Source organism: Acinetobacter sp. YH12231, from assembly GCF_013417755.1.
GTDB lineage: Bacteria > Pseudomonadota > Gammaproteobacteria > Pseudomonadales > Moraxellaceae > Acinetobacter > Acinetobacter amyesii.
This window is the reverse complement of sequence record NZ_VPDJ01000028.1, coordinates 16,865-35,616: the sequence shown is the minus strand read 5'-3', so window position 1 is coordinate 35,616 and position 18,752 is coordinate 16,865. Positions and strand designations below refer to the sequence as shown.

Here is an 18,752-nt window from a genome sequence, read left to right as displayed (position 1 = left end):
CCAGTAATTCAAATTATTTTTAAACTTATCAAATAAAACCCAACTCAATCAATTCAACCAAGTCATTGTTTTATCAGAAGTTTTAATCTTCATCACCGCCGATGGATGTGCATTCTACAGCATTTCAGGACCGTTGCAATACCTTTTTTATGATTTATTTTACGCATGTCGCTTTTTTAAACACATAAACATTCTTTTGTATTATTATTGGGCTATATACGCCCTATTTCATATAATAAAACGTATATACACCCAATTTTCATTCCATTTAATTTAAGACATTTTTGATTTCGTATGGTTGTTTTTAAAAAAACTGCCTATTTAATAATGGCGTGCTCCATTTCACCCTTATTATATGCAGCTCCCACAGCAAATATTTTCACAACCACTTTCTCTATTTTGAGTTATGCCAAGTGGGAAACCGCTTCACCCAAATTTTGCGTGATTAATAATTCAAGTTTAGTCAATGATTTTAAAAAACTTGCGCCAACCCACAGCACTTATAAAATTACAGCCATCAATGTGAATGACATCAAATCTAGTCATTGCCAAGTTTTATTTTTTTCCAATCTATCAGCAAAAGAAGAACAAAGTATTTTAAACAACCATGTTAATTTCCCCGCCCTCTCTCTAAGTAGTAACAATAGTGAGTGTGAGTCTGGCAGTGCATTTTGTTTGTATAAAAAAAATCAGAGCTATTCGTTTAAAGTTAATATGGAAAGCTTAACGCAGTCACAAATACATATTGATCCACGCGTTTTATTACTGGCGAAGTCATCGGAGTCAGCTGAATGAAACAACTCTATAATCCAATTACATTACACCAATTATTTACGCGTTCGCAGCTCACTATCTTTGCTTTAACTTTTACGATTTGTTCTGCGATTTTTTTGGTGATTTCCACTTATACTATGCATACCTATGCAAAAAACAGCTTAACGATTTTATCAAATGCGATAAACGAACGTGTTCAACCCGCTGTGGTCTTTAATGACCAAACAACGATGCGTCAAATTTTAAATGAATACACTCAACTGTATCCTATTCGCTCTATTGAAATTACCAACCATCAAAAAGCGTCACTTGCACATGCTGAGCAACAAGAAATTTCAACATTTTCTAGCCAAGCGATTTTAGATTATTTCTTCTTTAGCCAACCGATTCGTTTAGATATTCATCATGATCAGAAAAGTTACGGCGAACTGGTCGTATATGGTAACTCTTCAGATTTAGTTAGTTTCTTCCATAAAATTTTATTGGGTTTATTTTTAGGTTTTATACTTTTATTGGCTACCGTGTTTTGGTCGGTTAATTCTGTTTATCAATACTTAATGCAATCCGTTCGCTCTATTGTTGAATCAGCTCAAACCATTAGTATTAAGAAAGATTATAAAATGCGGGTTTCAAACTCTGATATTCAAGAATTACACGCACTCAGTACCGCCTTTAATGGTTTACTTAGTGAAATTGAACAGTCAAATAAAAACTTAATTTCAGAAAATGACGAGCTAATTCATCTAGCACGTCATGATGCATTAACCCAATTACCAAATCGCAATTATTTTTATGAAAAGCTGTTTGAGCTATTTGACTTACAAGCGAACGCTGCCGTGTTCTTTGTCGATATTGAAAACTTTAAACATGTGAATGACCAATATGGTCACTTAGCTGGGGATGCAGTACTGCGTGCCTCATCACATTGTTTAAAACAAGCACTGCCAGATGATGCTTTCGTTGCGCGACTCGGTGGTGATGAATTTGCAATTATTATCAATCGTGTAAATTTCCTGACAGAACTCGAAGTCTTTTGTCACAAAATACATGAATGCTATGGTTCCACATTTGTTTATGAGCAACATAATATTGCACTACAAGCTAATGTTGGTGTGGCACTGATCCAAAATGCGAAATCGCCAGAAGATTTGATCGCAGATGCGGAACGCGCGATGTATGATGCTAAACTTTCGAATAATCATTGGTGCATTGCACTACACCGCCCCAACTCATAGGATTTGCTATGTTAAAGAACGCATTTAAAGTTTTATTTATACTTGCATTCACGGCTACTATGACAGCCTGCATGAGTTTAGGTAACTTAAGCTATAAACAAGCACGTATGCTTAAAAAAGGAGGTTTTGTCTTGACCAATGATGGTTGGACACTTGCCCTACCAGAACGACTTTTATTTGGTTTTGATGATTATCAAATACAACCTCACCAAGAAGGCAAACTAAATACCCTCGCCACTCAACTGATTAAATATGACCTAAACAAAATTAAGTTTATTGGTCATACGGATAATGTTGGACAAGCCAATTACAACCAACAACTGTCAGAAAAACGTGCGCAAAGCGTCGCAAACGTCTTTTTAAAGCAAGGTTATAACAGTTCAAATATTCAAATTATTGGCCGTGGTGCTGAACAGCCGATGGTCTCTAATGACACTGAGACCAATCGTGCCATCAACCGTCGCGTAAATGTCACCATCATTCCCTAAATAGCAGAATATAAAAAAGCCACCTTATGGTGGCTTTTTTATTGTGTTTATAAATTTTAGGCATAAAAAAACCGCTATATGCGGCATCTTTTACAGTATTGTTTTTGAAATAAATGGTCGGAGCAGTAGGATTCGAACCTACGACCCCCTGGTCCCAAACCAGGTGCACTACCAGGCTGTGCTATGCTCCGCTTTCAACTTTAAAAGTTGGGGTGAATGATGGGATTCGAACCCACGACAACCGGAATCACAATCCGGGGCTCTACCAACTGAGCTACATCCACCATCATGTTCTTGCTTGTGAATAACCAATATAACGCATTTTAAATTACAGGCATAAAAAAACCGCTGTATGCGGTATCTTTTATCGACCGTTTTCTTTAAGAAAATGGTCGGAGCAGTAGGATTCGAACCTACGACCCCCTGGTCCCAAACCAGGTGCACTACCAGGCTGTGCTATGCTCCGAATTGGGGTGAATGATGGGATTCGAACCCACGACAACCGGAATCACAATCCGGGGCTCTACCAACTGAGCTACATCCACCATCACAACAAGTTTCAGATTCTAGTATCAGAACACCATTAAAATGGCGCGCCTGACAGGATTCGAACCTGTGACCATCCGCTTAGAAGGCGGATGCTCTATCCAACTGAGCTACAGGCGCATTACCGATGACATAGACTATCACGCGATTTTTGCCTTGAGAAATTGGTCGGAGCAGTAGGATTCGAACCTACGACCCCCTGGTCCCAAACCAGGTGCACTACCAGGCTGTGCTATGCTCCGTTTCATCTCAGCTTTCGCTGTATCGCATATCGTGCGGTACGGTGTGCATTCTAGGCGTGACGTTGATTAACGTCAACACCTATCTTCAAAAAAACATAAAAAATCATTTCAAGCGATTATTTATCAAGCACTTTAATCATTTTTCAAGCAAAAATTAACGTTTTAAACTGGCGCTGAAATTCAACATCCGATCTAAAGGCAATTTAGCACGCTCAGCCAATGCCGGATCTACAAAAATTTCCTGATCGCCTTTTTGTAAAACTTCCAGAATGCCATCCAATTCATTCATCGCCATCCAAGGGCAATGCGCACATGAACGACAAGTCGCTCCCTCACCTGCCGTCGGTGCTTCGATGAGAATTTTATTCGGCACAGCTTGCTGCATTTTATAAAAAATACCGCGATCTGTTGCCACGATTAAACGTTCGTATGGCAAGGTTTGTGCAGCCTTGATCAATTGCGAGGTGCTACCGACGGCATCTGCAATATCCACCACAGACTCTGGTGACTCTGGATGTACCAAAACTGCTGCATCAGGATACAGCGCTTTCATATTAGCAATACCACGTGCGCGGAACTCTTCATGGACAATACATGCCCCATCCCATAGCAACATGTCTGCACCGGTTTTCTTTTGAATATAGCGACCGAGATGCTGATCGGGTGCCCAAATAATTTTTTCACCTAAACTATCTAAATGCTCAACAATTTCAACAGCACAGCTCGAGGTTACCACCCAATCTGCACGCGCTTTCACTGCCGCCGAGGTATTGGCATATACCACAACCGTATGATCCGGATGTGCATCACAAAATTTGGTAAATTCATCGACAGGACAACCCAAATCAAGTGAGCATGTTGCTTCTAGGGTTGGCATCAATACAGTTTTTTCAGGAGATAAAATCTTCGAGGTCTCCCCCATGAATTTCACCCCTGCAACCACCAACGTCGTTGCTTCATGATCCCGACCAAAACGTGCCATTTCAAGTGAATCCGAAACGCATCCACCGGTCAGTTCTGCTAGTTCCTGCACTTCAGGATCACAGTAATAGTGTGCAACAAGGACAGCGTTACGTTTTTTGAGTTCCGCTTTAATTAATTCAAACTTATCAAGCTTTGCAGCTTCCGTTAAGTGATGCTCTTTAACATCGCCCAAACGATCCAAATGCGCTTGTACAATTGATTTTGCTTCATTTGCAATTAAGTTGTTTGCATTATTCATCACAACGTCTTCTCTATCCTTAATGCCTGCTACTACACAGGTGCTTCACAACTGACCCATAAATATGACACTTGGCTATTTTTTACCGGTCATTAAAAAGTTCCACTTATAAAAAAGCCTCACAACGGAGGCTTTTCAAAAACATCAAATTTATGAACGGTAATCTGCGTTAATCTTAACATAGTCATACGACAGGTCACAGGTATACACAGTATCTCGCGCACTGCCACGTCCTAAATCTACACGGATCGTGATCTCAGATTTCTCCATCTCTGCAGCCCCTGCTGCTTCGGTATAATCTGCTGCGGCACCACCGTCTTTACAGATTTGAACATCACCTAACCAGACCTGAATTTTTTCAACATCTAAGTTTGGCACACCTGCATAACCAATAGCTGCCAAAATACGGCCCCAGTTTGGATCTGATGCGAAGATTGCAGTTTTAACCAACGGTGAATGTGCAATGCTATAAGCAATATCACAACATTCTTGAGTATCTGCACCGCCTTCTACCGCCACAGTAATAAACTTCGTCGCACCTTCACCATCACGGACAATGAGCTGTGCAAGACGTTTCATTACACGTGTTAACACGTCTAAAACAGCAGCATAACGTGAATCTGATTCTGAAGTAATTTCTACGCCACCAGCTTGGCCCGTTGCAATCAAAATACATGAGTCATTCGTTGAGGTATCACCATCCACCGTAATACGGTTAAACGACAGGTTAACTGTAGTTTTCAAAAGCTGTTGCACCAGCTCACGGCTAATGGGTGCATCAGTCGCCACATAACTCAACATGGTCGCCATATTTGGACGAATCATGCCTGCGCCTTTAGAAATACCTGTCATGGTATACAGGACGCCATCTAACTCAAATTGTTCAGATGCACCTTTAGGTGTGGTATCTGTGGTCATAATGCCCGTTGCCGCTTCCAACCAAGCGTCTTCTTGCAAACTGTCTAATGCCGGTTGCAAGCCTTGAACCAAACGATCAATAGGTAATTGCTCACCAATTACACCTGTTGAAAATGGAAGAACTTCTGTATTTTGAACACCTGCCAGTTCTGCCAGTTTCGCACACGTCGCCTCAGCATTTGCCATGCCGATTTTGCCAGTACCGGCATTGGCATTTCCGGTGTTAATCACTAAATAACGTGGATTACCTGCTAATAAGTGCGCTTTCGAAATATGGACCGGTGCTGCACAAAATGCATTTTGAGTAAAAACGCCTGCGACATTAGAACCTTCAGCAAATTCAAAAATGACAAGGTCACGTCGGTTCTGATAGCGCACATACGCTTCAGCCGAACCGATTTTTACACCTTTCACCACATGCATCTGTGGCATAGATACGTCACCAACTGCCATTTTTCAACGTCCAACTATATGAGTTATAAAAAATACAGCTTAGTGCAAAATCTATAAAAAATCGAGCAGAAGCACGGTTTTGCTGTAATTTTATTGTGGATTTCTTTTGCACATAAAAAAACCAGCCTTTCGACTGGTCTTTATCGCTGTTCGTCGTAAATTAGTTACGCGCAAGCTGAGTTGCTTCATCAAGAAGCACTTGTTTCGCTTTTTGTTGACTCGCAGCAGAAAGGGCTGGGTTTTCAGCCACAATACGGTCAGCATTCGCCGCATTGGCTGCTGCAATTTTTGCAGTTTGCAATACGATTGGACGATTTGGATTGGCAAAGGTATAACGAATACCCGTACGCGGGCTTGCTACAGTCACTTGACCGTCAGTACCAATCTGTACTTGAGTTGTTGTTGGACCAACTGCTTGTTGAACTTTCTCTACAGAAGTCGTCTGAGGAGCGTTTGCAAAGGTGAAAGTTGGCAAAGCCAAAGCAGCAATCATGAACGGTTTTAGTACTTTTTTCATTGTCTTTTCCGTCTTACGGTTATTGATAGAAACTAAATAACATTTAATCCGCTGCACTGCAAATACTATTCAGGTCAGATCAGCTGAGTAAATAAAAAATCAGAGCGCGATGGCTCTGATTTATTTGAAATTAAACAATGCTGTTTAAATTTTACCGTGACATTGTTTATATTTTAGACCTGAACCACATGGGCACGGTGAGTTACGACTTTCTGGCGGAACAATCACTTGCTCTGCAGGTGTGTATTGCGCATCGATAACATCATTACCATTGGCTTCAGCCAACAAATTATCAAAGTCGTTGTGTGACAGCTGAAGATTCATTGATTCAGCTTGAGCCTGTTTTTGAGCTTCCATTTCTGCAAGTTCTTCGGCTGTAGGCACATGGATACGAGATAAATCTGTCACGACATCGGACTTAATCACAGCGAGCATGTTTACAAATAAATTAAAGGCTTCTTTTTTGTATTCTTGCTCAGGATTTTTCTGCGCATAACCACGTAAATGAATCCCTTGACGTAAGTAATCCATTGCTGCCAAATGCTCTTTCCAATGGCGGTCCAATGAATTCAACATAAAGTGACGTTCGAGCATTGCAGCCGTTTCGTCACCCATTTGCGTACGACGTGAACGGTAGTGCTGAAGAACTTCATCAGTAATACGTTCAACCAAAGCTTCTTCATCCAAACGACGATCTTGCTCTAACCACTGCGAAATTGGCAGTTCAATCGATAGATCTTCACGTAGCGCCTTTTCAAGACCTTCTATATCCCACTGATCGTGAATAGACTCAGGTGGAATATATATTTCGATCATGCCTTTAGTCACATCCTGAATCATCGTTTCGATGTAATCTTGTAAAGACGGTTCAACAAGAATTTCATCACGCTGAGAGTAAATAATCTTACGTTGTTCGTTGTTTACGTCATCGTATTTCAATAAATTTTTACGAATATCGAAGTTACGTGCTTCAACTTTACGTTGTGCATTTTCAATCGAGCGTGACACCATTTTATGCTCAATGGCTTCATCTTCTTTCAGACCCATGGCACGCATCATTGCAACTACGCGATCACCTGCGAAGATACGCATCAAGTCATCTTCAAGCGACAAGTAGAAACGTGACACACCTGGGTCACCTTGACGGCCCGCACGACCACGTAACTGGTTATCGATACGACGAGATTCATGACGTTCTGAACCAATGATGTGTAAACCACCAGAGTTCAGCACCATTTCATGATTTTGTTCCCACTCTGCTTTCAAACGTGCTTCATCTGCTTCAGTCGGCTCTTCAATCTTCGCCAGCAACGCTTTCCAGTTACCACCTAACAGAATATCAGTACCACGACCAGCCATGTTAGTCGCAATGGTTACTGCACGAGGTGAACCCGCTTGCGCAATAATATCCGCTTCGCGCTCATGTTGTTTCGCATTAAGTACTTCATGTTGAATACCAGCTTCTTTCAGCTTATCTGATAAAATTTCAGAGGCTTCAATGGTTGCTGTACCAATCAGGATCGGTGCAACACCCGCTTCATGAACACGTTGAATTTCTTGAATGATGGCGTTGTATTTACCTTCACGGTTTAAATAGATTAAATCGTTTTGGTCATTACGAATCATCGGGCGATGGGTTGGAATAAGTACAACATCCAAGCCATAAATTTCTTTCATCTCTGCAGCTTCAGTATCTGCAGTACCCGTCATCCCTGATAATTTTTTGTATAGACGGAAATAGTTCTGGAATGTTGTAGTTGCTAAAGTTTGGTTTTCAGGTTGAATTTCCAAACCTTCTTTTGCTTCCACTGCTTGATGCAAACCTTCTGACCAACGGCGACCCGGCATGGTACGACCAGTGTTTTCATCGACAATGATCACTTCACCTTCGTGGATGATGTAATGCACGTTGCGTTGGTATAGGTAATGCGCACGAATGGCCGCAGAAACATGGTGCACCAAGTTTAAATTAGCAGATGAATATAGACTTTCACCTTCAGCAAGCAAGCCCATTTGAATCAATTCAGCTTCAACAGTTTCATAACCGACTTCGGTCATTTCTACAGAGCGCTGTTTTTCGTCAATCCAGAAGTGACCACCATCTGGTACCTTCTCTTCTTTTTGTGCATGAAGTTTTGGTGGAATGCTGTTAATGGCAGCATACAACTGAGATGAATCTTCTGATTGACCAGAAATGATCAACGGTGTACGCGCTTCATCAATCAGGATCGAATCGACCTCATCGATGATGGCATAGGTTAAGCTGCGCTGTTTTTTCTCAGCAGCAGAAAACACCATGTTGTCACGCAAGTAATCGAAACCGAATTCGTTGTTGGTACCGTAAGTAATGTCAGCTCGATACGCTTGAGCTTTTTCAGTTGAGTCTTGCATTGAGTAAATAATCCCAATGCTTAAACCTAAAAATTCGAATAATGGACGGTTTAATTCAGCATCACGCTGTGCGAGATAGTCGTTCACCGTAATCACGTGAACACCTTCACCACTAATCGCATTGAGGTAACAAGCAAGCGTTCCCATGAGGGTTTTACCTTCACCGGTACGCATCTCTGCGATCTTACCTTCATGCAAGGTAATACCACCAATCAGCTGTACGTCATAATGACGCATGCCCATGACACGCTTCGCAGCTTCACGACAAACAGCAAACGCTTCAGGTAATAATTTATCAAGGCTGTCGCCTTTTTTATAACGTTCTTTGAATTCTTCAGTTTTTGCAGATAAGTCTGCATCGCTTAGAACAGATATCGTCGGCTCGAGCGCATTAATCTTCTCTACGATTTTACGCATGCGTTTGAGTTCGCGCTCATTTTTGGTACCGAAGATTCCTCCGATCAGACTTGCCAACATGAATAGACTCTCTAAATCTTGCTTGTCAAATGAATATATTTTCTTAGTCGTTATTATGGTGCTAGAAATTCGAAGTACAAGGGTTTTGCACAAAAATCCCCTTAAATATTCTGCGCTCGGGTTCTAGCCCCGGAGACTTAAGGCAAGCTAATGTAACAAATTTTCTGCAGACAACATAGTGACTCTGTCGTGAGATATTTCGCATTTATCCCCCAATAAAACTGTTTTATATGAAATATATTCATAAAGAAATGAAAAAACACTATTTTTAATCATAAAAAAAATCCTTCATATTTATTTTCAAGTTAAACAAATTCAATAAATACGGGGATATTCCATGACGATTCGTTTAGGTGATACTGCACCAGACTTTACTCAAGACTCAAGCGAAGGCAGCATTCATTTTTATGACTTTTTAGGTGACAGTTGGGGCATTTTATTTTCGCATCCTGCCGATTACACCCCAGTCTGCACCACAGAACTTGGATTTACCGCAAAACTAAAAGATGAATTTAGCAAACGTGGTGTCAAGGCCATTGCCCTGTCTGTTGATGATGTTGAGTCGCATCATGGTTGGATTAACGACATTAATAATACTCAAAATACCACGGTCAACTTCCCGATCATTGCAGACAAAGACCGTAAAGTGTCCACCCTTTATGATTTCATTCACCCCAATGCCAGCGAAACATTAACTGTTCGCTCTTTGGTGATCATCGATCCAAATAAAAAAGTCCGTTTAATCATTACTTATCCTGCATCTACAGGGCGTAACTTCCATGAAATTTTACGTATCATTGACTCTTTGCAACTGACAGACAACCATAAAGTTGCAACACCGGCCAACTGGCAACAAGGTGAAGATGTTGTGATTGTGCCGTCATTAAAAGATGAAGAGGAAATCAAACAACGCTTTCCTCAAGGATATAACGCAGTTACGCCTTACCTTCGTTTAACGCCTCAACCTAAGTGAGGATAAAACGGAGCATTACGCTGTCCGAGCGCAAGATAAGAAGCTCTGCTGTGAGTGACCAAAGCGAAGGTACAAATTTAACTATTTTTAAGCGCAGCACCTAAGCAAACTAAGTATCATAACCATAGTTAATATAGTTTTCCCCCTTCAGAACGAATGACGAGCCCGTTCTGGCATTCTCCAACCTGCTCATCTCCGGATGAGCTTTTTTTGATTACAAATTCCTCTCAGGGATTAGATTGGTTAAACATCACAATTCCGTTATAACTAATAAAAACTTGAAAATAACAAACCGTGATTCATCAAATTCATCATTTACATTGTGGTAGTTTTTGTCCAACGTGTGCCCCTTTATTTGGACAGAAAGGCTTTCGCGCACATTTGGTCTGTCATTGCCTGCTCATTGAAACCGATAAAGGGCTCGTCTTAGTCGATACAGGACTGGGCTTACAAGATTATTTACATCCACAAAATCGTTTAGGTCGGTTTATTTCACGCACAGCGCAGATCAAATTTAATCCGCAACTGAGTGCGACTCATCAAATTCAAAAATTAGGCTTTAAGGCTCAAGATGTTCAACACATTTTGTTGTCACACTTAGATTTTGATCATGCTGGCGGGATCTCTGATTTTCCGCAGGCGACCGTGCATGTCTTAGCCAGTGAATATAATGCCACTCAAAACCTTCATAGCTTAAAATCACGACTGCGCTATCGACCACAGCAATTCCAACTGCATCGTTATTGGAATTTTATCGAAAGCATCGGGACGCAAGCATGGTTTAACTTAGAGCACACTGCCGGTCTATCTATTTTTCAAGATGACATTTTAATGCTCCCGCTTTTGGGACATACCGCGGGTCATGCCGGTATTGCAATAAAAAATAACCATCGCTGGTTGTTATATTGTGGCGATGCTTATTACTCACATCATCAATTAAATCCAAATTTTCATTCGCGGGCCTTAAATCAGCTTGAACGTTTATTTGCCACCGACAATACACAGCGACTGCACACACTTCATAAGATTCAGCAGTTAGCGCAGCATCCGGACATCGATCTCATCTGTGCACATGACCCATTCGAATTCGCTCGCTATCAGAATACAAGCTATGACCGCTAAAATCCTACCAATGATCCTACTCAGTGTTAGCTTCAGCTTCACGGGTTGCATGACATCAAATCCATTACCGTTAAATGAACGTCCTCAGCATTGGGGCAAAGTCGTTCATCAACAGCATAATTTTTATCAAATCAGCCCAACAGTATTTCGCAGTGAACAACCTGATGCAGATCTCGCCCCTGTTCTACGAGAACAGCACATCGATGTGATCATAAATTTACGTTCACGGCACCATAACCCAGAACGCTTAAAAAATACTATTGATACACAAAAGATTAAATTTGCACATATTCCGATACACACGTGGCAAATCGATCGTGAAGATTTACTGGCGGTGATGAAAACCATAAAAGAAGCTGAACAACAGCAGCAAAAAGTATTAATCCATTGCTACCACGGCTCAGACCGTACAGGAGCGAGTGTGGCCATGTACCGTATTATTTTTCAGCATTGGTCCATTGAGGAAGCAAAACGTGAAATGAAACAAGGTGGTTATGGCTTCCACCCTATTTGGAAAAATATCGACCGATTATTCAGCCCTGAAAATGTAAAATGGATTCAGCAGCAACTACTGAATCCATCTTATTAAAAGTCATTCCTCAAATAAACTTAGCGTTTATCGAGTGGTACCCAATCAATCACCCACGCCGATTTCATATTCAAACTTGCATCTGAATTGATCTTTTTACGTGTTGCGTCCGCAGCATCACGGTCCTTCGAAGGGCCGACCATAATACGAATGCCTTTAGATGTAGGACTCTTCGTCACTTTATAGCCTTTTGCACGTAATTTTGCAGCAACAGCATCTGCATTGGCTTCATTAGCAGCCAGTGCAACTTGCACCATCCATTGCTTATCGCCATTTTCCAACAGATCACGTGCTTTTTCAGCTTCAGCTTTTTTCTTGGCTTCTGCTTTACGCTTTTCTTCTGCCTTATGTTTTTCTTCGGCTTTACGCTTTTCTTCAGCTTGTTGCTTCGCTTCGGCTGCTTTCTTATCTGCTGCTTTTTTCTCAGCTTCAGCATGTGCTTTACGTTCAGCTTCTTTTTGAGCATCCGCTTTACGTTTTGCTTCGGCTTTTTGTTTATCTGCTGCGATACGTGCCTGATCAGCCTTTTGCTGCGCCGACTGAGTCTCTAACTTTTTTTGAGCCGCCAACTTATCCTCAGCTAAACGCTTTTGCTTTGCTTTTTCATCTTCAACCAATTCGGGAGGAATATTATCCGAACTTTGTTGAGCTGAACGATGTGCGTTTAAAGCCGCATATTCTTCTGCTGCTTTACGTGCTGCATCAGCCTCCGCTTGTTGTTGCATCGCTAAAAATTCTGCTGCACGTGCTTCTTGCTCCGCAACCGATTTTTCACGGGTACGTCGTTGTTCTTCGAGCAAACGCTTTTCAGTTTCAACATCAACAGTCAATGATGACATTTTACCCGCACCCTGACCTTGTTGCTCAACTTGAGCCATTTCAGGGGTTTGGCTTTGATTTTGATGTATTTCTTCTTTGCCTTTAAGTAAAAGTGCGGCCAGCAGTACACCACCACCTAATAAAACAACACCACCCATCCAGCGTTGTTTGTTATTCATTGACATTCTTCCAGATACTCCCATACCGCTTCTAAGGTATGAAATGAACCACATACCAGAATCAGCTGATTATTCTTTGTTTCTTCCAGCGCGGACTTAAAAGCTAATTGCACATTGTCATAATGTTCTACGACTTGATGCTGCAGTGCGCTATCCAATTGTGTGATAGATGCCGCACGTGGCACATTTAATTGTGCAATTTTCCACATTCTTACCGTATCTTTCAATAAGTTAACGACAGAATTTATGTCTTTATCAGTCAGCATGGAGAAAACGCTGATCACTTCTGTGTATTGTTTATTGTACTGGAGGAAATTTCGCAATTGCTTTAACAAAAATTCAACACCATGCGGGTTATGTCCCGCATCGAAAATCACCGTTTTTCCTGCAATTTCTCTAACTTCAAAACGACCTTGTAACTTGGCATTGATAATCCCCTGAGCGATCGACTGCTGAGAGACCACCAAACCACTGGCCAAGATTGCCGCTACAGCCGTAGAGATATTTTCGAGCGCCAAAGAACCCACGGGTAGTTTTAAAGTTGTACCTGATGAAGCAAACATCCAAGATTGTCCGTCATCACTGTACTGATAAAAATAATCACGATTGAGTACATGTAAAGCGGCTTGGCAATCTTCTGCTTTTTGACGAATGGCTTCAGGCAAAACTTGCTGCCCACCAAAAATTACGGGAATATTTGGACGAATAATTCCTGCTTTCTCAAAAGCAATTTTTTCAATGGTGTCGCCCAACCAATCGGTATGGTCTAAACCAATATTGGTAATCACTGCAACATCTGGATCGACGACATTGACCACATCAAGTCGACCACCGAGACCTACTTCAAGTACCCATACATCGCAATGTTGCTGTTTAAAAATAACAAAAGCGGCCAAAGTGGTCGCTTCAAAAAAAGATAAACTTAATTCACATTCACGACGCGCCTGATCAACAGCTACAAAAGCATCAATCAGGGTTTTGTCAGCCACTTCAACACCTTGAAGCTTTACACGTTCATTGAATCGATAGATATGCGGTGATTGGTAGAGCCCCACGTTATACCCTTGGGCATTTAAAATTGCAGCCAAAGTGGTCGTGGTTGAACCTTTACCGTTTGTTCCCGCGACCGTCAGCACTTTCGCATCAGGCTGGGTTACACCTAGTCGTTCCGCAACAGGAATTACCCGCTCCAGTCCTAAATCAATACCCGTAACATGAACATGGCTCCAATAATCGAGCCATGTGTTTAAAGAATCAGTTGCAAGTGGTGCTGTGTTCAAGGCAAGTTCATCAATTTCGCTACAATACGATAAACTGTATCACGTAATGCATGACGGTGGACAATTTGATCGACTACACCATGATCAAGCAAGTATTCTGCACGTTGGAACGGTTCTTCCAATTTTTCACGTACAGTTTGCTCAATCACACGCTTACCAGCAAAACCAATCATGGCTTTCGGTTCAGCCAAGTGAACATCACCGAGCATTGCCAATGATGCAGTCACACCACCATAGACTGGATGTGTCAGCACCACTAGATAAGGCAAGCCAGCATCTTTCATTTTTTGGATGGCAGCAGAAGTACGCGCCATTTGCATGAGTGACAACATGCCTTCTTGCATACGTGCACCGCCAGAGGCAGCGAAGCAAATAAGCGGTTGTTTTGCTTTAATCGCAAGTTCAGCCGCTTGAACAAAACGGTCACCAACCACAGTGCCCATTGAACCGCCCATGAAATCAAATTCAAATGCGGTTGCAATCATTGGAATGCCTTTCAGCGTTCCTTGCATCACCACTAAAGCTTCTGTTTCACCGGTTTTCTTCTGCGCTTCAGACATACGGTCTGGATACGCTTTGCTATCTACAAATTTAAGTGGATCTTTGGCTTTAAATTCTTGACCCAATTCTTTTTGTACTTGGTCAAAGAACCAGTTCAAACGATCACGCGCTTTCATTCGCAAGTGTTCATCACACTGCGGACAAACGTAGGCATTAAATGACATTGCAGTACGAGTCACAAGTGCATGACACTCAGGACATTCAATCGTCGGCTCAGTAAATGTCGCCTTTAATGCTTGCTGTTCATCAGGTACATGAATACCTGGTACCGCACGCTCTGTCCATGGCGTAGATGCGCTCAGAATTTTGCCTGTTTTTGCGTCTTGACTCATACTAACTCATCGAGCGCAGCTCGAAGCTCCTTCACTTTATTCACTGTTTCGATTACAGCTTGTTCTGGCGCTAAGTTTGCAAATTGTTTAACAAAAGCACTACCTACAATCACCGCATCTGCAGCCACACCCATGGCTTTCGCCGATGCTGCATCACTAATACCAAAGCCAACGCCGACAGGTACCTGAGTATACGATTTGATTTTTTGAATACGTGCCGCAGCTTCAGCAACGTCTAAAGTCGCTGCACCTGTCACACCTTTCAAAGAAACATAGTAGATAAATCCACTGGCTTGTTTCACCACATGCTGAATACGTTCATCAGTGGATGTTGGCGCAAGTAAAAAGATTTGATCCATGTCGTATTTTTTCAATACTGCATCTAGATCTTTTGCTTCTTCTGGTGGAAGGTCCACCAAGAGCACGCCATCTACACCGCATTCATGTGCATAGGCAACAAACTTTTCATAGCCGATTACTTCAACAGGGTTTAAATAGCCCATCAGTACTACTGGTGTTTCTGTATCGTTTTTACGGAACTCTTTCACCATGTTCAAGGCATCTAGAGTATTGGTTCCCCCAGCAAGCGCACGCTCAGCGGCAAGTGCAATAACAGGACCATCCGCCATTGGGTCTGAAAATGGAAGACCCAATTCGATCACATCTACACCTGCCTCAACCATTTGATGTAACAAAGGTACCGTTACTTGTGGATGAGGGTCACCAGCCATAACATAAGAAACCAAGGCCTTACGCTGTTGAGATTTAAGCGTTCCAAATCGAGTGGCTAAACGTGACATAGGGTTATACTTTCCTTGAATGAATCAAAACTATGATGTGGGTTTTGTCGAAATACAAGACATCGCATTGTAACGCTATTTTTTACCCATTGAACAGGGTATACAATCCTCAGTCGGCATTTCTCATGCAAACATAATTTTCCAGAACAACCCGAAAGCATCATTTACCGATATTTCAGTTTTTTTCACAATGATCAAAGATGCCTAATTTTAGGATCTGGCAAAATTATAAGGTTTTAGACTAACTTAATTTTATCATCAAAAAAATGTTAAAAATAACAGGCTTAGCATTTACATTTTAATTTTCCTTAAATTGCAAAACCTGCTTTATACTAGCCGCATACTTTTATTTTTTTATCTCCTATGTCCTCCGATTCACAAGTGAAAGTGCCTGCTCGGGCATTTGCACTGCTCCCGCTTATTGTTTTTCTGACCATTTTTTTGGGCAGTGGTATTTACCATTCCATCATTGGAACTGAGTTTGCGTTCTATCAAGTGAAAGCCCCAGTCGCTGCTCTTCCTGCAATTGTATTGGCAATTTTGCTCTATCGCGGCAAGATCAATGACGCGATTGACACATTTATGAAAGGTGCCAGCCACCCGAATTTGATCTTAATGTTCATGGTCTTTATGCTCGCTGGTGCTTTTGCCAGTGTCAGCAGTGCCATCGGTAGTGTTGATGCAACAGTGCAATTCGGACTATCGGTAATTGCGTCTGAGTTCGTGCTGCCTATGCTGTTTATTATTGCGGCCTTTATTGCCACAGCGATGGGAACCTCCATGGGCACCATTGCAGCCTGCGCGCCAATTGCCTTTGGTTTTACACAAGTCACAGAAATTGAAGTGGTGTATGCCATTGGTGCTGTGGTCGGTGGTGCTATGTTTGGTGATAATCTGTCGATGATTTCAGATACCACCATTGCTGCAACGAACAGTCAAAAAGTTCAACTTCGCGATAAATTTAAGGTCAATGTCTGGATTGCTATTCCTGCATCGATCGTTAGCATTTGTATCTATTTAATTATGAGTCAAGGTTCACAAGCGATTGAACACAAAGCTTATAATGCGTGGCTAATCCTGCCGTATTTAGCCGTATTTATTTTGGCCTTTTCACGTTTGCACGTGCTTGCTGTGCTGACTATTGGTGTCTTACTGTCTGGTTTGATTGGTTTGGTGATTCAACCTGAATTTAATTTTTTAAGCTTAAATAATTCTATTTATGACGGCTTTACCGGCATGTTTGAAGTTGCCCTGCTTTCTATTTTCTTGGGTGGTATTTCTGCCATTATGCAAAAAGAAGGCGGTTTAGAATGGCTGATTCAACGTATTTACAGCATGACACGCTGCTTTAAAGTTGGTGCTGAACGCGCAGGTGAAATTGGTATCAGTTTCTTGGTGATTTTCTCCAACCTATTTGTAGCAAATAACACTGTCGCAATTATTTTATCTGGTGACATGGCACGTGAAGTCGCCAAAGAATATGGTGTAGACCCTAAACGTGCTGCTGCGCTCTTGGATATTTTCTCTTGCGTAGTCCAAGGTCTCATTCCTTATGGTGCACAGCTGTTACTGGCTTGTTCGATCGCAAAACTTTCGCCTGTGGAACTGATTGGTAGTGTGTATTACTGTTGGGTCTTGGCAATCTTTGCCATCCTTGCCATTTTACTTCGGTATCCAAAATTAAAAGCTGCGGCATAAGTTTGGCTTTAAAGAAAAGCGGTCGTTTGACCGCTTTTTTTAATGTTGTTTGAAAGGCTTTTCTTAACGAGCAATCTGCAAGTTTTATTCTAATCTCAAGGCTTTTTTTCGCGCTAATAATGTCTCTCCGCTATATGCCTTAAAAGCACGTGCCAAAGCAGACTGATCTGAATAACCTAGCTGTAAAGCGATATCTGTCAAATGGGTTTGTTGTGAAAGTAGATATTCACAGCGTTTCATCCGTTCAATCTCCAAAAGTCGTTTAAACGAGGTGTCTTTCTCCTGTAGCTGTCGTTGCAGGGTTCTCACTGACAGATGTAACTCTTCTGCTAACCACTCTATTTTAGGGGCTTGCTGTTGTAATTTGAGATAATCTGCGATGCATTGTTGCATCTGTAGAATTGGATCTGCATGTTGCGGACGCGCGGCGATCGCCTCTTCGGCCTGACGTAATAACAATTGCATCAGCGATGGGTCAGCAAGTTCTGACTTTAAATCCAAACTGTCTGCATGAATCACAAATGAATATTTAAGGGTCGAAAATTCCATTTGGCAGCCATAAAACTTTTCATAGTGATAACGTGCCATCCGCGGCGCATGGGCAAAATGAATGCGGAGTAACTTTAAAGAATCTGGAAAAATTTGCTTGGCCAAATGTGCCATACAGGCCATGGTCAACTCATTCACCAAAGCATATTCATCATCATGCTGTGGCCAAGACAGAATAATTTGATGATCTTGATGGCTCATATTCATTGGCACAATTTGCGCCCCATCAATCACCAAACGACTAAATCGCATCACATATTGCAAAGCATCTGCAACGCTATTACTCAGTGTCGCCATATAGCCTAACACCCCAAAATGCTCCGCACGAATATACTTGGCCATTTCAAAAACCAATTGCGGACAATCCAGATGCTGCTGAGTCAGTTGCATGATGCTGTTAAAAAAAGAATTCGGCGATTGAGAGTCGATCGGCAAAGACAGCACATGCTGAATTTGCGCAGCATACGGCGCAATCCATTCGAGCTGTGTATAGTTTAATTCACGCTCAAGTAAGACCATATTCCATAGTTGGAAGTAACCATTTGGGATCTGAATTTCAGCCATCTCGCCCCTCTTTCTGACCTGCC

The 18,752-nt window shown here is 41.8% G+C and carries 16 protein-coding genes and 6 tRNA genes; 7 read left to right on the top strand and 15 right to left on the bottom strand.

Annotated elements, in window-relative coordinates; translation table 11 throughout:
• The first annotated feature begins 294 nt into the window (after window positions 1-294).
• Genes FTV11_RS14860 through FTV11_RS14850 form a run of 3 tightly spaced genes read left to right on the top strand, consistent with a single transcriptional unit; the run spans window position 295 to window position 2,497 of the window.
• Complete coding sequence (locus tag FTV11_RS14860) at window positions 295-795, top strand: YfiR family protein (RefSeq protein ID WP_180074308.1); 501 nt, start codon at window positions 295-297, stop codon at window positions 793-795.
• Complete coding sequence (locus tag FTV11_RS14855; protein ID WP_180074306.1) at window positions 792-2,009, top strand: diguanylate cyclase domain-containing protein; 1,218 nt, start codon at window positions 792-794, stop codon at window positions 2,007-2,009. The genes FTV11_RS14860 and FTV11_RS14855 overlap by 4 nt, the downstream gene beginning before the upstream one ends.
• 8 nt (window positions 2,010-2,017) lie before the next feature.
• The gene (locus FTV11_RS14850) at window positions 2,018-2,497 is read left to right on the top strand and encodes an OmpA family protein (protein WP_180074297.1); all 480 of its coding nucleotides are present in this window, start codon (window positions 2,018-2,020) and stop codon (window positions 2,495-2,497) included.
• Between the two features lie 114 nt (window positions 2,498-2,611).
• Here the strand turns inward: FTV11_RS14850 and FTV11_RS14845 are convergent.
• The 10 genes from FTV11_RS14845 to secA all read right to left on the bottom strand — a co-directional run bounded on the left by FTV11_RS14845 (window position 2,612) and on the right by secA (window position 9,263).
• Window positions 2,612-2,688 (bottom strand) — tRNA-Pro (locus tag FTV11_RS14845).
• Between the two features lie 17 nt (window positions 2,689-2,705).
• A tRNA-His gene (locus tag FTV11_RS14840) sits at window positions 2,706-2,781 on the bottom strand.
• A gap of 105 nt (window positions 2,782-2,886) precedes the next feature.
• A tRNA-Pro gene (locus FTV11_RS14835) sits at window positions 2,887-2,963 on the bottom strand.
• A 3-nt stretch (window positions 2,964-2,966) separates the two neighbouring features.
• Window positions 2,967-3,042: transfer RNA gene (locus FTV11_RS14830), tRNA-His, on the bottom strand.
• Between the two features lie 44 nt (window positions 3,043-3,086).
• Window positions 3,087-3,163, bottom strand: a tRNA-Arg gene (locus tag FTV11_RS14825).
• A gap of 45 nt (window positions 3,164-3,208) precedes the next feature.
• Window positions 3,209-3,285: transfer RNA gene (locus FTV11_RS14820), tRNA-Pro, on the bottom strand.
• A 154-nt stretch (window positions 3,286-3,439) separates the two neighbouring features.
• The gene (gene nadA / locus FTV11_RS14815) at window positions 3,440-4,507 is read right to left on the bottom strand and encodes a quinolinate synthase NadA (protein WP_180074295.1); all 1,068 of its coding nucleotides are present in this window, start codon (window positions 4,505-4,507) and stop codon (window positions 3,440-3,442) included.
• A gap of 150 nt (window positions 4,508-4,657) precedes the next feature.
• Window positions 4,658-5,878 carry a bifunctional glutamate N-acetyltransferase/amino-acid acetyltransferase ArgJ gene (gene argJ / locus FTV11_RS14810; RefSeq protein ID WP_078194124.1) on the bottom strand — a complete coding sequence of 407 codons (1,221 nt, stop codon included), beginning with the start codon at window positions 5,876-5,878 and terminating at the stop codon, window positions 4,658-4,660.
• Window positions 5,879-6,038: 160 nt separating this feature from the next.
• Window positions 6,039-6,395 carry a hypothetical protein gene (locus FTV11_RS14805; protein WP_180055834.1) on the bottom strand — a complete coding sequence of 119 codons (357 nt, stop codon included), beginning with the start codon at window positions 6,393-6,395 and terminating at the stop codon, window positions 6,039-6,041.
• Window positions 6,396-6,539: 144 nt separating this feature from the next.
• Window positions 6,540-9,263, bottom strand: a complete 2,724-nt coding sequence (gene secA / locus FTV11_RS14800) for a preprotein translocase subunit SecA (protein ID WP_180074293.1) — start codon at window positions 9,261-9,263, stop codon at window positions 6,540-6,542.
• Between the two features lie 337 nt (window positions 9,264-9,600).
• Between secA and FTV11_RS14795 the strand changes: the two genes are divergently transcribed.
• From FTV11_RS14795 to FTV11_RS14785, 3 genes are all read left to right on the top strand, one after another.
• Window positions 9,601-10,236, top strand: coding sequence for a peroxiredoxin (locus FTV11_RS14795; RefSeq protein ID WP_180074291.1), 636 nt, complete (start codon window positions 9,601-9,603; stop codon window positions 10,234-10,236).
• Window positions 10,237-10,530: 294 nt separating this feature from the next.
• A complete protein-coding gene (locus FTV11_RS14790; protein WP_180074288.1) occupies window positions 10,531-11,358 on the top strand; it encodes an MBL fold metallo-hydrolase in 828 nt (275 codons plus the stop codon).
• Window positions 11,348-11,947 carry a dual specificity protein phosphatase family protein gene (locus tag FTV11_RS14785; RefSeq protein ID WP_180074286.1) on the top strand — a complete coding sequence of 200 codons (600 nt, stop codon included), beginning with the start codon at window positions 11,348-11,350 and terminating at the stop codon, window positions 11,945-11,947. Before FTV11_RS14790 ends, FTV11_RS14785 begins: the two co-directional genes overlap by 11 nt.
• A 20-nt stretch (window positions 11,948-11,967) precedes the next feature.
• Here FTV11_RS14785 and FTV11_RS14780 read toward each other — a convergent pair whose 3' ends face one another.
• Genes FTV11_RS14780 through trpA form a run of 4 tightly spaced genes read right to left on the bottom strand, consistent with a single transcriptional unit; the run spans window position 11,968 to window position 15,918 of the window.
• Window positions 11,968-12,945 (bottom strand): SPOR domain-containing protein, encoded by a 978-nt coding sequence (locus FTV11_RS14780; RefSeq protein ID WP_078191218.1) that lies wholly within the window; start codon window positions 12,943-12,945, stop codon window positions 11,968-11,970.
• Window positions 12,942-14,225: a bifunctional tetrahydrofolate synthase/dihydrofolate synthase gene (gene folC / locus FTV11_RS14775; protein ID WP_180074283.1), complete on the bottom strand. Its 1,284-nt coding sequence runs from the start codon at window positions 14,223-14,225 to the stop codon at window positions 12,942-12,944. Before folC ends, FTV11_RS14780 begins: the two co-directional genes overlap by 4 nt.
• Complete coding sequence (accD, locus tag FTV11_RS14770; protein WP_180005414.1) at window positions 14,222-15,118, bottom strand: acetyl-CoA carboxylase, carboxyltransferase subunit beta; 897 nt, start codon at window positions 15,116-15,118, stop codon at window positions 14,222-14,224. Before accD ends, folC begins: the two co-directional genes overlap by 4 nt.
• Complete coding sequence (gene trpA / locus FTV11_RS14765; RefSeq protein ID WP_078194133.1) at window positions 15,115-15,918, bottom strand: tryptophan synthase subunit alpha; 804 nt, start codon at window positions 15,916-15,918, stop codon at window positions 15,115-15,117. Before trpA ends, accD begins: the two co-directional genes overlap by 4 nt.
• Before the next feature lie 363 nt (window positions 15,919-16,281).
• On the opposite strand from trpA, the gene FTV11_RS14760 reads away from it, so the two are divergent.
• Window positions 16,282-17,616, top strand: a complete 1,335-nt coding sequence (locus FTV11_RS14760) for a Na+/H+ antiporter NhaC family protein (RefSeq protein ID WP_180074281.1) — start codon at window positions 16,282-16,284, stop codon at window positions 17,614-17,616.
• 84 nt (window positions 17,617-17,700) lie between these two features.
• Here the strand turns inward: FTV11_RS14760 and FTV11_RS14755 are convergent, their stop codons facing one another.
• Window positions 17,701-18,729 carry an AraC family transcriptional regulator gene (locus FTV11_RS14755; RefSeq protein ID WP_180074279.1) on the bottom strand — a complete coding sequence of 343 codons (1,029 nt, stop codon included), beginning with the start codon at window positions 18,727-18,729 and terminating at the stop codon, window positions 17,701-17,703.
• Window positions 18,730-18,752 lie beyond the last annotated feature (23 nt).

Excerpts from the sequence above, each read along its gene's own strand:
- FTV11_RS14860 (WP_180074308.1), top strand. The coding sequence starts at position 295 with ATGGTTGTTTTTAAAAAAACTGCCTATTTAATAATGGCGTGCTCCATT.
- FTV11_RS14855 (WP_180074306.1), top strand. The coding sequence starts at position 792 with ATGAAACAACTCTATAATCCAATTACATTACACCAATTATTTACGCGT.
- FTV11_RS14850 (WP_180074297.1), top strand. The coding sequence starts at position 2,018 with ATGTTAAAGAACGCATTTAAAGTTTTATTTATACTTGCATTCACGGCT.
- nadA (WP_180074295.1), bottom strand. The coding sequence starts at position 4,507 with ATGAATAATGCAAACAACTTAATTGCAAATGAAGCAAAATCAATTGTA.
- argJ (WP_078194124.1), bottom strand. The coding sequence starts at position 5,878 with ATGGCAGTTGGTGACGTATCTATGCCACAGATGCATGTGGTGAAAGGT.
- FTV11_RS14805 (WP_180055834.1), bottom strand. The coding sequence starts at position 6,395 with ATGAAAAAAGTACTAAAACCGTTCATGATTGCTGCTTTGGCTTTGCCA.
- secA (WP_180074293.1), bottom strand. The coding sequence starts at position 9,263 with ATGTTGGCAAGTCTGATCGGAGGAATCTTCGGTACCAAAAATGAGCGC.
- FTV11_RS14795 (WP_180074291.1), top strand. The coding sequence starts at position 9,601 with ATGACGATTCGTTTAGGTGATACTGCACCAGACTTTACTCAAGACTCA.
- FTV11_RS14785 (WP_180074286.1), top strand. The coding sequence starts at position 11,348 with ATGACCGCTAAAATCCTACCAATGATCCTACTCAGTGTTAGCTTCAGC.
- FTV11_RS14780 (WP_078191218.1), bottom strand. The coding sequence starts at position 12,945 with ATGAATAACAAACAACGCTGGATGGGTGGTGTTGTTTTATTAGGTGGT.
- accD (WP_180005414.1), bottom strand. The coding sequence starts at position 15,118 with ATGAGTCAAGACGCAAAAACAGGCAAAATTCTGAGCGCATCTACGCCA.
- trpA (WP_078194133.1), bottom strand. The coding sequence starts at position 15,918 with ATGTCACGTTTAGCCACTCGATTTGGAACGCTTAAATCTCAACAGCGT.
- FTV11_RS14760 (WP_180074281.1), top strand. The coding sequence starts at position 16,282 with ATGTCCTCCGATTCACAAGTGAAAGTGCCTGCTCGGGCATTTGCACTG.
- FTV11_RS14755 (WP_180074279.1), bottom strand. The coding sequence starts at position 18,729 with ATGGCTGAAATTCAGATCCCAAATGGTTACTTCCAACTATGGAATATG.